The sequence below is a fragment of the uncultured Candidatus Puniceispirillum sp. genome (assembly GCF_963979125.1).
GTDB lineage: Bacteria > Pseudomonadota > Alphaproteobacteria > Puniceispirillales > Puniceispirillaceae > Puniceispirillum.
Window position 1 is genome coordinate 1 of record NZ_CAXBVX010000072.1, and the last position, 10,900, is coordinate 10,900.

Here is a 10,900-nt window from a genome sequence, read left to right on the forward strand (position 1 = left end):
GAATTATTATAGTGCGATCATCTTATCAATCTACGCTTTGCTTGGTGGATGATGCTTATATAATCCGCGATCATCTTATCAATCTACGCTTCGCTACGATTGGATGATGGAATTATTATAGTGCGATCATCTTATCAATCTACGCTTTGCTTGGTGGATGATGCGTTACCCGCGCAAAACATCTTCCATATTATAAAAGCCAATATCCGCCGCCGCCGCAAAACGCGCCGCGCGAATCGCTCCTTTGGCAAACACCACGCGGTCAGTTGCCATATGTGTCAGCGCGATCCGTTCCGACGCGCCAAAAAAGGTCACACTATGTTCACCTGTCACATCACCGCCACGCATCACGGCAAAGCCAATATCGCCTGCTTTGCGCACGCCATTCCGCGAGGCACCAGCTTGGCTGTCACGCACAATATCCGACACATCCTCAAGCGCAACGCCGCGCCCTTTGGCCGCCGCTTTGCCAAGCGCCAATGCCGTACCTGATGGCGAATCAACCTTATGATGATGATGCGTTTCCAGAATTTCTATATCCCAGCCTTCGACAAGTTGCGCCGCAACCTGTTCGACAAGCGCGCGCAACAAGGTCACACCTACCGACGTATTCGCGCAATAGACCAACGGAATCTGGGTGCCAATCTCGGCAAGTCGGGCTTCGTCCTTGGCACTAAGTCCGGTGGTGCCAATCACCATCGCCATATTATGCTGCGCGGCCAGTTCGGCATGGATCATACTGGCGGCAGGGCTGGTAAAATCAATCATCACATCACCGCCCACCAACGCCGCTGATTCAGCGCTAATCATCACACCATTGGCACCAATGCCTGCCAATTCACCTGAATCCTTGCCAATCGATGCACTTTCGGGACGATCGCTTGTCGCATGCAACATCAGATCACTTGCCGCCGCAATTTCACGGATCAGCATATTCCCCATGCGGCCAGACCCACCTGGAATAGAAAGTTTGATACTGTCTGCTATGCTCATCATCCGGAATCCTTTTGACCTGTCATCCAAGACTATAACGTCCACATCCAGATGAACAAGCGCTATGCGTCATGTTCATGGCCGAATATGAGTCTCTAATCTTCGGCCCAGATACGTTTGACACGTTCCATAAAGCTGGCCGACTCGGGGCTGGTTTCCCCTGCCTTTGAAAAGGCTGTCAGCAGTTCTTTTTGCTTTTTGGTCAAATTGGTGGGGGTTTCAATCTGTACTTCGACGATCTGGTCACCCGTATTACCGCGCCGCAGTGCTGGCATACCTTTGCCGCGCATGCGGAAACGCCGCCCCGACTGGGTGCCGGCATCAATCGTAAGACGCGCCATCTTGCCCGCCAATGTTGGCACATCAATCGTACCGCCCAGCGCCGCCACTGTCATCGGCACGGGAATCTTGGCCATCACATTGGTGCCATCGCGTGAAAAGATCGGATGCGGGCTGATATTGATGAAAATATACAGATCACCAGCCGCCCCACCGCGGCTTCCTGCTTCGCCTTTACCTGTCAGACGGATTCGCGTGCCATTATCAACACCGGCAGGCACCGAAACAGCCAGCGTCTTTTGCTGTTGCACGCGGCCATCACCACGGCATGTGCTACATGGGTTTGAAATCACCTGACCCATGCCCTGACACGCATTACAGGTACGTTCGACAGCAAAAAACCCTTGCTGGGCACGCACCCGGCCTGACCCGCCGCAAGTGCCACAGGTGCTTGGCTTGCTGCCTTCGGCCGCGCCTGATCCTGAACATCTGTCACAGCTAACCGGCACATGAATACTAATATCGCGTTGCACACCGCTAAAGGCATCCTCAAGCGAGATGCTCATATCATACCGCAGATCATTGCCACTGGTGTCGGCTTGTTGTCGGCCACCACCGGAAAATTCCGAAAACATCTGGTCGAAAATATCGGAAAAGCCGCCACCGCCGCCAAAACCGCCGCCACCAAAACCACCACCAGCCGCATTATCAAAAGCGGCATGACCCATGCGATCATAGGCGGCACGTTTTTGCGGGTCTTTCAAAACATCATAAGCTTCGCTGGCTTCGCGAAAGCGATCCGCCGCGGCTTCATTATCAGGATTGCGATCCGGATGGTTTTCCATCGCAAGTTTGCGATAGGCAACTTTTAAAGCCTTCTCATCAGCGTCCTTGGATACGCCCAGAGTCTCATAAAAATCACGTTTACTCATGGTAAGTGCCGATGCCGTTTAAATTAGAAAAACGCCTTAGAAAAAACGCCGGGGTGTAACCTACCCCAGCGTTTACTTAAGTTTAAGTGTTATTTGCTTTTGGCGTCAGCGTCGCCATCGACTTCTTCAAATTCCGCATCGACAACGCTCTCATCCGTAGATTCAGCTGACGTGGCTTCAGGTGCATCCTCTTCATCCTGTCCCGCGGCATAGGCTGCTTCGCCCATCTTCATCATCGCCTGAGATAGTTCGGCAGATTTTGATGTGATAGCTTCCATATCATCGCCTTCAAGCGCTTCTTTCAAAGCGGCAATGCCGGCTTCGACTTCGGCTTTGGCATCTGCATCGGCTTTATCGCCAAGATCGTCGATCGCCTTTTGGGCGCCATGTGTCAATGCTTCACCCTGATTGCGGGTTTCGACCTCTTCACGTCGCGTCTTGTCGGCTTCGGCATTTTCCTCGGCTTCATTAACCATGCGGTCAATTTCCGAATCATCCAGACCACCTGAGGCCTGAATGCGGATTTCCTGTTCTTTGCCTGTTGCCTTGTCTTTGGCGCTGACTTTGACAATACCGTTGGCATCAATATCAAAGGTCACTTCGATCTGCGGTACACCACGTGCCGCTGGCGAAATACCTTCCAGATTGAATTGACCAAGATGCTTGTTATCTGACGCCATTTCGCGCTCGCCCTGATAGACCGAGATCGTCACTGCCGACTGATTGTCATCCGCAGTTGAAAAGACCTGGCTTTTCTTCGTCGGGATCGTGGTATTGCGATCAATCAGACGGGTAAAGACACCGCCCAATGTTTCGATGCCCAATGACAATGGTGTCACATCCAGCAACAATACGTCTTTCACATCACCGGTCAGAACACCTGCCTGAATTGCCGCACCCGATGCCACAACCTCATCTGGATTCACGCCGCGATGTGGTTCCGTACCAAAGAATTCGGACACTGTTTCGATGATTTTCGGCATCCGCGTCATACCACCAACAAGAATGACTTCGTCAATCTCGCTTGCTGTCACACCAGCATCTTTCAATGCGGCCTGACATGGCTTCAAGGTACGCTGAACCAGCTTGCTTACCAGCTTTTCCAGATTGGCGCGGGTCAGCTTGATATTCATATGCTTCGGACCTGATGCATCTGCTGTGATAAAGGGCAAATTCACATCGGTCTGCAAAGATGATGAAAGCTCGATCTTGGCTTTTTCGGCAGCTTCTTTAAGCCGTTGCAAAGCCAGCTTGTCTTTGCGTAAATCGACACCGTCGCTTTTCTTGAACTCGTCTGCCAGATAATCGATGATGCTATGGTCAAAATCTTCACCACCAAGGAATGTATCACCGTTGGTTGATTTAACTTCGAACACGCCGTCGCCAACTTCCAGAACCGATACGTCAAACGTACCACCGCCAAGATCATAGACAACAATCAGGCCGGACTCTTTCCGGTCAAGCCCATAGGCCAATGCCGCCGCGGTTGGCTCATTGATGATCCGTAGCACTTCCAGACCGGCAATCTTGCCAGCATCTTTGGTCGCCTGACGCTGGGCGTCATTGAAATAGGCTGGGACAGTGATGACCGCTTGCGTGACGCTTTCGCCCAAAAAGGCTTCGGCATCTTCTTTCAGCTTGCGCAGAACAAAACCTGAAATTTGGCTTGGTGAATATTCTTCATCTTTGACCTTGACCCAGGCATCACCATTTTTGGCCGCTACCAGATCATACGGTACCAGCTTGGCAAAATCCTTTGTGATCTTGTCGCTATTGCGGCGGCCAATCAGGCGCTTGATCGCAAATAATGTATTTTCGGGGTTGGTCACAGCTTGCCGTTTTGCTGACTGACCGATCAGTCTTTCTTCATCATCGACAAAGGCAACCATCGATGGTGTTGTACGTGCCCCCTCGGTATTCTCGATAACGCGGGCTTCGGAACCATCCATCACCGCTACGCATGAATTTGTTGTTCCAAGATCAATTCCAATTACTTTTCCCATTTTAATCTCCTTTCTTCCAAGAGGGTGGCTCATTAACGCTGGCCAGGCCTCTAAATTTCACTTGCGATCGCATGTTTTCGCCCGCTTGGTGAATTAAATGTCGTTTATATCAGTCATATAGTTGTGAAATTTTGTCATACAAGGGGGCATCATGTACCCTTGTTGTCAGCACCTTCACTTCCCGCGCTATCTTCCGCTTTGGTCTTATTATCATCATCTTTGACGGCATCATCTGGTGCTTTTGATACGCCTACCATGGCTGGGCGCAATAAACGGTCATGCAGGACATAACCATGTTGCAGAACCTCAACAACCATCCCGGGCGGTGTTTCGGCTGTAGGCACTTCGAACATCGCTTGATGAAAATTATAATCGAATTTTTCACCAGCTGGATTAATCTGCTTGATACCGTGCTTTTCGGTGATCGACATAATTTCGGTCCAGCTTAGTTCAATGCCTGTCAGCACATTTGACATGGCTTCGCTTAAACTACCTGTCTTGAAATCATCTTCTTTCATAATATCAAGCGCACGCGCCAGATTATCAATCGCACCGACAAGATCCCGCGCTAGGCCTGTATGGCCGTATTTTTTGGCCGCCTGCACATCACGCTCGCTCCGGCGGCGGGTATTTTCACTTTCGGCCAGCGCGCGTAAAAGCTGGTCTTTCAACGCATCGCGTTCGGCCAGAAGCTGATCATAAGGATCAATCTCCGCATTTGCTTCACCATCTGCATCGGCATCTGGCGCTGTTTCAATAGCATCTGCAAGCACCGCTTCCAGACTGCCATCATCTGGCAGAATTGTTTTGGTATCAGCATCATCCTGCGAGGCTGTCATTTTGGCTATAGCGTCATCATCGACAGCTTTTTTGTCTTTAGCATTCTCGTTCATCGGTGGTCCTTCAGGCGAATCAGATGTTGTACCGCTATTTAGGCATCCTTGGGCGCCTATCCAAGAGGTAGAAGACAGGAAATGTGCAAGAATGTCGCACTTCTTGCTTTTTATTGGCAAAATGACCCAAAAACAGCCGTAAAAAGTTGGTTTCATGGATATTTATCCATGCGCCATCAGGTTAATAAGGGGTAATGAAACAGGCTGACAGGCAAAATCTGTCAATTTTCCGGCACCATCAGAGTGAAAAATGCTGGCAAAATGACAAAAATATGACGTATTCTTAAATTTGATATCCAAGATGAGGCCTTTTAAGACCCTATATCGTCTTAATAATCGTCTTAATATCCTTTTGATAACTGGTAGGTCGGTAAAGCAATGCGTGGCACCGCAGCGTTGAAATCTATTGAGGCTCTTTATAAAGAGGCCGAGACTGTCATTGGCGATGGCGTGCCAATGGTTGCCATTGTCAAATCCGAACCCCCTATGACAGCCGATATTCCCATGGCCACACGCCCGACAGCGATGCGTGCCGATACCCCCCAAACAGATACTCCCCAAACAGATACCCCCAAAACAGATAGGCCTCTCGCGCCTAATGCCGACGCGCCTAATGCCGACGCGCAGACGCCTGTCTTTGACCGGATCGAAATGTTGCGGTCAATGGCGGCCAATCTTGAAGATGATAAAGATCCTGAAGATGATAAGGGTCTTCAGGATGATAAAGATAGCGCCGCGCCAGAATCGGTATTGCCAACCGCACCGCCTGTGCCTGCCTATGATAACGGATCACGGCAGATTTCTGATGCCGAACTTGAAGATGTTGTCAAACGGGCGGTTGATGACATTGTTGCGACAACCCCGCTGGACAGTATCGTCGCTGGTAATGACCAGATCGAAAGCGTTATGGCCGACATTGCCGAAGCGGTTGGCAAAGCTGACCCATCCGAAACATCAACCACCACCGCGTCCCCCGCATCCCCCACCACATCGGACACGGCTGACAATGCGGCTATATTGGCAAAAACGCCTGCCCAGATTGATTTGCTTGATCTGAACAATCTTGTGGCCAACACGGTTAAATCGGTTATCCGCGAAGAATTATCCAATCTGGTGCAATCGACTGTCAAAAGCACATTGCAGGAATTACAGACCACGCAGGAATTACAGGCCACGCAGGAAGATAAGCCCGCATCTGATCGCTAGACGCCAATGATGATCGCATCCCCAAATACCAAACAATCATCTAATTAACGTCTTTTTCATGATTTACCGCTATTACATATTATGATTGGCGAAATATCGTAAATGTCAGCATGATATGCCGCGCACCGTTATGACTTGCCTTAATGACGGCTATGGTTGCTAAAGGACGACAAAATGCTCTTGAAATGCCCACATTGTGATGATGAAGCCAACATCCCAAATGCCTTGAGCCAATATGAAAACATGCCGATTGCCTGTCATGCTTGTGGTGGGTTTTTCTTTGCCCCCCCGCTTGATTCGGATGATCCCACGCCGCGGCGCCAAGACAATATAACCCGCTCAAACCGCCAGATCGAATGCGCTCAATGTGATATACCGGTGCTGATCCCTGATATTGATGCGGCGGGCGCACGTCATAAATTCAGCTGTCCGGCCTGCCATGCTGATTTGCCGCCCCTGCCGCCTGAGTTAAAATCCCCGCCCAAAGCTCTTAGCACCTCCAGACCAGCATCCAAATCCCGCACCCGAACACGCATCAGCATTCTGACGATTGCGATTGCGGTTGGCGTCGGCGTTGGTATCGCGCTTGGCGTCCTATTGTCCCAGAATATGATTGCGCTTGATCTTGATGCGCTATCCGAACTCGCCAGTCAGACAGGCCAGCAACTTACCCATATATGGAATGAAATGCTGACCAACCTATCCTCGGCATTCTAGCTAGATGATCGCCTAGCGGCCAAGCACCCGGGCAATCGCGCGGCTGGTATAATCAACCATCGGAATGATTTTGGCATAATTCATATGGCGCGGGCCAATCACGCCAATCGCACCAATGATCGAACGGCTGGCGCTTCGATAGGGGGCGATCACCAGAGAACATTCCGTATTGGTGAACAGGTTATTTTCGGCACCAATGAAAATCTGCACGCCGTCCCCATCCTTGGTCGCATCCAGCAGACGCAAGGCGTTTTCGCGGGCTTCCAGCGCATCGAACAAACCACGTATTTCCGCCAGATCATCGCCATCCTGCACATCTTCAAGCAAATTTGACTGGCCACGCAGAATCAGTGCCGCGCCTTCATCACCTTTGCCATCCGACCATAATCCAAGCCCCTGTTCGACAAGCGATGCGGTCAGCTCGTCAATTTCGGCTTTGCTGGCGGCAATTTCACTGCGGATCAGATGCATAGCCGCGGCCATATTATTGCCTTCAAGTTTTGCATTCATATAATTATTGGCGCGGGTCAGCAAGCTGGCAGGCACCCCGACAGGCAAGTCAATCAGCCGGTTTTCCACCTGACCATCGGCGCGCACCAGCACCGCCAGCGCCCGATTATCTCCAATCGGCACAAATTCAAAATGCTGAAGCGCCGCATCGCTAGGCGGCGACAGCACCAGCGAAGCGCATTTCGACAGGCCAGAAAGCGTCCTACTTGTCTTTTCCAGCAATTCACTAACGCTGATACCACGCGCGGCACATTCACCATCGATTGAATTTTGTTCGTCTTCGGCCAGATTGACATCATATTCCATCAACCCATCTACAAACAGCCGCAACCCGCTTTGCGTCGGAATACGTCCAGCCGAAATATGCGGCGAAAACAACAAGCCAGCCTCTTCAAGATCACTCATATTATTACGGATCGAGGCAGGTGACAGATCATAAGGCGATAATTTGGCCAGCGTGCGCGATCCCACTGGCTGCCCACCATCAAGATAGGCACTCACCAAAGTATGAAAAATATCAAGGGCGCGGGGGGTGAGCCCCTTTATGCTGGCTTCCGTCATAAAGAATACCTAAAATGATTTACCACCGCAGGTCAATCTTGCATGTTCATTTTGCCACTCACCTCAGCTTTCAACAAGGCTGACCATTAATGGGAACCGACCTATGACACGTCCATCTGGCCGCGCACATGATGCGCTTCGTTCTATCTCTCTTGAATCAGGCTTTTCGCTTCATGCCGAAGGGTCATGTCTGGTGCGATGTGGTAACACGCATGTGCTATGCACCGCCTCGGTTGATGAACGCGTACCGTCCTTTTTGCGTAATGCCGGCAAAGGGTGGGTCACGGCTGAATATGGCATGTTGCCGCGATCAACTCATACACGAAGCGACCGCGAGGCAGCACGTGGTAAACAAGGGGGCCGCACCCTCGAAATTCAGCGCTTGATTGGCCGATCATTGCGCGCTGTTACCGATCTTCCAGCCCTAGGCGAACGCCAGATTAAAATTGACTGCGATGTTATTCAGGCCGATGGCGGCACCCGCACCGCATCCATCACTGGCGCATGGGTAGCGCTGAAAATCGCTTGTGAAAAATTACTGCTGGCTGGTGCCATCACCCGCCAGCCTATCATTGACAATGTCGCGGCCATTTCATGCGGTGTTTACAATGGCAATGCTGTGCTTGATCTTGATTATGACGAAGACAGCAACGCCGCGATTGATGCCAATTTTGTTATGGCGGCTGATGGTGGTCTGGTTGAAATTCAGGCAACTGGCGAAGAAAGGCCTTTCTCGCGTGATGTGCTCAACACAATGCTTGATCTGGCCGAAGCGGGTAGCAAAACTTTATTCACCTTACAGGATGAAGCGGTACATAATGACCCGGCGCTTGCTGGCTAACGCATAATCAAACAAGTCATCAAACAGGCATATGTGCCAAACTATGGGCAAAACAGCATTGTTACATTTTGTAACATTTGGTTACATAGCACCAGACAGGATTACAGATCATGCCACCGCGCGCCTTTACCGACTCGAAACTTGTGATTGCCACGCATAATCAGGGCAAGCTTCCGGAAATTGCCGCCTTTCTTGATGGCTTTGGCATTAGCTTGGTATCGGCAGGCGAACTTGGTCTTGATGAGCCAGACGAAACCGAAACCAGCTATATTGGCAATGCCATTCTCAAAGCGCGCGCCGCGGCACTGGCTTCGGGTCTGCCCGCACTGGCAGATGATTCGGGGCTGGCGGTGGCGGCTTTGAATGGCGATCCGGGCATTTATTCGGCGCGTTGGGCAGGACCAGACAAGAATTTTGCCCAGGCGATGCAAAAGGTCGAAGATGCCTTGCAGGCCAGTGGGTCATCGGATCGACAAGCAGCCTTTATGTGCGCCTTGTCACTTGTCTGGCCGGATGGTCATGATGAAACCGTCGAAGGCACAGTCACAGGCGCACTTGTCTGGCCACCGCGCGGCCAGAATGGATTTGGCTATGATCCGGTTTTTGTCGCTAACGGCTATGATATAACCTTTGGTGAAATGGACCCTGATAAAAAACATGCAATCGGGCATCGTGCCGATGCCTTTGCCAAATTGTTGCACCGTTGTTTTAACCATCGGGCAGATGACCAGCATGATTAACCGCGCAAGGTTTGCGGAAACATGACCCAGAAACAGACCCCGACCAGATCCACACCGCGAACGCCTGAACGCCCCTGTAAACCACCACTGGGACTTTATGTGCATTGGCCTTTCTGCAAGGCAAAATGCCCCTATTGCGATTTTAATTCGCATGTCAGCACGCATATTGATGCAGATGCTTTCCTTGCCGCTTTTCATACCGAAATGGCCTATATGGCCAATCAGCTGGATCACCGCACGCCCTTATCCAGCATTTTCTTTGGCGGCGGTACACCTTCGCTTATGCCTGCCTTTGTTGTCGAGGCTGTTATTGACAAGGCTGCTGATATTTTTGGCTTTATGCCCGACATCGAAATCACCGCCGAAGCCAATCCAACTTCGGTTGAAGCCAGCACGATGCTGGATTTTCATCATGCAGGCGTTAATCGCGTATCTATGGGTGTTCAGTCCTTGCGCGATGAAACATTGGCCTTTTTGGGGCGTGAACATAGCGCCATCGATGCTAAAACGGCACTAGCCACTGTACGATCTGCCTTTGACAATATCTCGATTGATCTGATCTATGCGACGCCTGACCAAACACCCAAAGACTGGCATGATGAATTATCTGCCGCCTTGGCGCTGGGACTGGATCATCTATCGCTATACCAATTGACCATTGAATCAGGAACGCATTTCTACACGCGCCAGCGACGCGGCGAAACCATGGCGCTTGATGACGACCATGCTGCTACATTATTCGACATCACCCGCGACCTAACCCAGAATGCAGGCTTGCCTGCCTATGAAATCTCCAATCATGCCAAGCCAGGTCATCAATGTCGGCATAATCTGATTTACTGGCAAAGCGGCAACTGGCTTGGCATCGGGCCGGGGGCACATAGCCGCTTTACGCGCCAGGATTCTGCACATAAGAACAGCCGTATCGGCATCAGCACGCGGCGCAGTCCGGCTGGCTGGCTTGACGCCATTGCCAAAGATGGGCATGCCACCGACACATTTGTTACCGATGACCAAAATGACTGGGCGGCAGAAATGCTGATGATGGGATTACGCCTGACATCTGGCTTGTCACTATCACAAATAAGCGCGGCATGTGGTGATTATCACAACTGGCTTGATATAAAGGGGTTACGAAAATGCCTTGATGCTGGATGGCTTGTGGCAACGCCCCAGTTCGACACTCCCCAGTTCGACACTCCCCAGTTCGACACTCCCAAGTTTG

General features: G+C 51.0%; 10 protein-coding genes. 5 read left to right on the forward strand and 5 right to left on the reverse strand.

Annotated features, from left to right (window positions below; translation table 11 throughout):
• Nucleotides 1-165 precede the first annotated feature (165 nt).
• The 4 genes from dapB to grpE all read right to left on the reverse strand — a co-directional run bounded on the left by dapB (nt 166) and on the right by grpE (nt 5,100).
• Nucleotides 166-993 carry a 4-hydroxy-tetrahydrodipicolinate reductase gene (gene dapB, locus ABNT28_RS07940; RefSeq protein WP_348721343.1) on the reverse strand — a complete coding sequence of 276 codons (828 nt, stop codon included), beginning with the start codon at nt 991-993 and terminating at the stop codon, nt 166-168.
• 95 nt (nt 994-1,088) lie between these two features.
• Nucleotides 1,089-2,204 carry a molecular chaperone DnaJ gene (gene dnaJ, locus ABNT28_RS07945; protein ID WP_348721344.1) on the reverse strand — a complete coding sequence of 372 codons (1,116 nt, stop codon included), beginning with the start codon at nt 2,202-2,204 and terminating at the stop codon, nt 1,089-1,091.
• An 89-nt stretch (nt 2,205-2,293) separates the two neighbouring features.
• Nucleotides 2,294-4,207 carry a molecular chaperone DnaK gene (dnaK, locus tag ABNT28_RS07950; protein ID WP_348721345.1) on the reverse strand — a complete coding sequence of 638 codons (1,914 nt, stop codon included), beginning with the start codon at nt 4,205-4,207 and terminating at the stop codon, nt 2,294-2,296.
• Between the two features lie 149 nt (nt 4,208-4,356).
• Nucleotides 4,357-5,100 (reverse strand): nucleotide exchange factor GrpE, encoded by a 744-nt coding sequence (gene grpE, locus ABNT28_RS07955; protein ID WP_332924401.1) that lies wholly within the window; start codon nt 5,098-5,100, stop codon nt 4,357-4,359.
• 378 nt (nt 5,101-5,478) lie between these two features.
• Here grpE and ABNT28_RS07960 point away from each other — a divergent pair, with 378 nt between their 5' ends.
• A complete protein-coding gene (locus ABNT28_RS07960) occupies nt 5,479-6,306 on the forward strand; it encodes a hypothetical protein (RefSeq protein ID WP_348721346.1) in 828 nt (275 codons plus the stop codon).
• A gap of 174 nt (nt 6,307-6,480) precedes the next feature.
• Nucleotides 6,481-7,023, forward strand: a complete 543-nt coding sequence (locus ABNT28_RS07965; protein WP_332924399.1) for a hypothetical protein — start codon at nt 6,481-6,483, stop codon at nt 7,021-7,023.
• Between the two features lie 12 nt (nt 7,024-7,035).
• On the opposite strand, the gene hrcA is transcribed toward ABNT28_RS07965, so the two are convergent.
• Nucleotides 7,036-8,094: a heat-inducible transcriptional repressor HrcA gene (hrcA, locus tag ABNT28_RS07970; protein WP_332924398.1), complete on the reverse strand. Its 1,059-nt coding sequence runs from the start codon at nt 8,092-8,094 to the stop codon at nt 7,036-7,038.
• A 103-nt stretch (nt 8,095-8,197) separates the two neighbouring features.
• Here hrcA and rph point away from each other — a divergent pair, with 103 nt between their 5' ends.
• The 3 genes from rph to hemW all read left to right on the forward strand — a co-directional run.
• Complete coding sequence (gene rph, locus ABNT28_RS07975; protein ID WP_332924397.1) at nt 8,198-8,935, forward strand: ribonuclease PH; 738 nt, start codon at nt 8,198-8,200, stop codon at nt 8,933-8,935.
• Between the two features lie 110 nt (nt 8,936-9,045).
• Nucleotides 9,046-9,675, forward strand: coding sequence for an RdgB/HAM1 family non-canonical purine NTP pyrophosphatase (rdgB, locus tag ABNT28_RS07980; RefSeq protein ID WP_348721347.1), 630 nt, complete (start codon nt 9,046-9,048; stop codon nt 9,673-9,675).
• A 21-nt stretch (nt 9,676-9,696) separates the two neighbouring features.
• Nucleotides 9,697-10,900 (forward strand): radical SAM family heme chaperone HemW (gene hemW / locus ABNT28_RS07985; protein WP_348721348.1); only part of this gene is annotated, 1,204 nt, incomplete at its 3' end.

Excerpts from the sequence above, each read along its gene's own strand:
- dapB (WP_348721343.1), bottom strand. The coding sequence starts at position 993 with ATGAGCATAGCAGACAGTATCAAACTTTCTATTCCAGGTGGGTCTGGC.
- dnaJ (WP_348721344.1), bottom strand. The coding sequence starts at position 2,204 with ATGAGTAAACGTGATTTTTATGAGACTCTGGGCGTATCCAAGGACGCT.
- dnaK (WP_348721345.1), bottom strand. The coding sequence starts at position 4,207 with ATGGGAAAAGTAATTGGAATTGATCTTGGAACAACAAATTCATGCGTA.
- grpE (WP_332924401.1), bottom strand. The coding sequence starts at position 5,100 with ATGAACGAGAATGCTAAAGACAAAAAAGCTGTCGATGATGACGCTATA.
- ABNT28_RS07960 (WP_348721346.1), top strand. The coding sequence starts at position 5,479 with ATGCGTGGCACCGCAGCGTTGAAATCTATTGAGGCTCTTTATAAAGAG.
- ABNT28_RS07965 (WP_332924399.1), top strand. The coding sequence starts at position 6,481 with ATGCTCTTGAAATGCCCACATTGTGATGATGAAGCCAACATCCCAAAT.
- hrcA (WP_332924398.1), bottom strand. The coding sequence starts at position 8,094 with ATGACGGAAGCCAGCATAAAGGGGCTCACCCCCCGCGCCCTTGATATT.
- rph (WP_332924397.1), top strand. The coding sequence starts at position 8,198 with ATGACACGTCCATCTGGCCGCGCACATGATGCGCTTCGTTCTATCTCT.
- rdgB (WP_348721347.1), top strand. The coding sequence starts at position 9,046 with ATGCCACCGCGCGCCTTTACCGACTCGAAACTTGTGATTGCCACGCAT.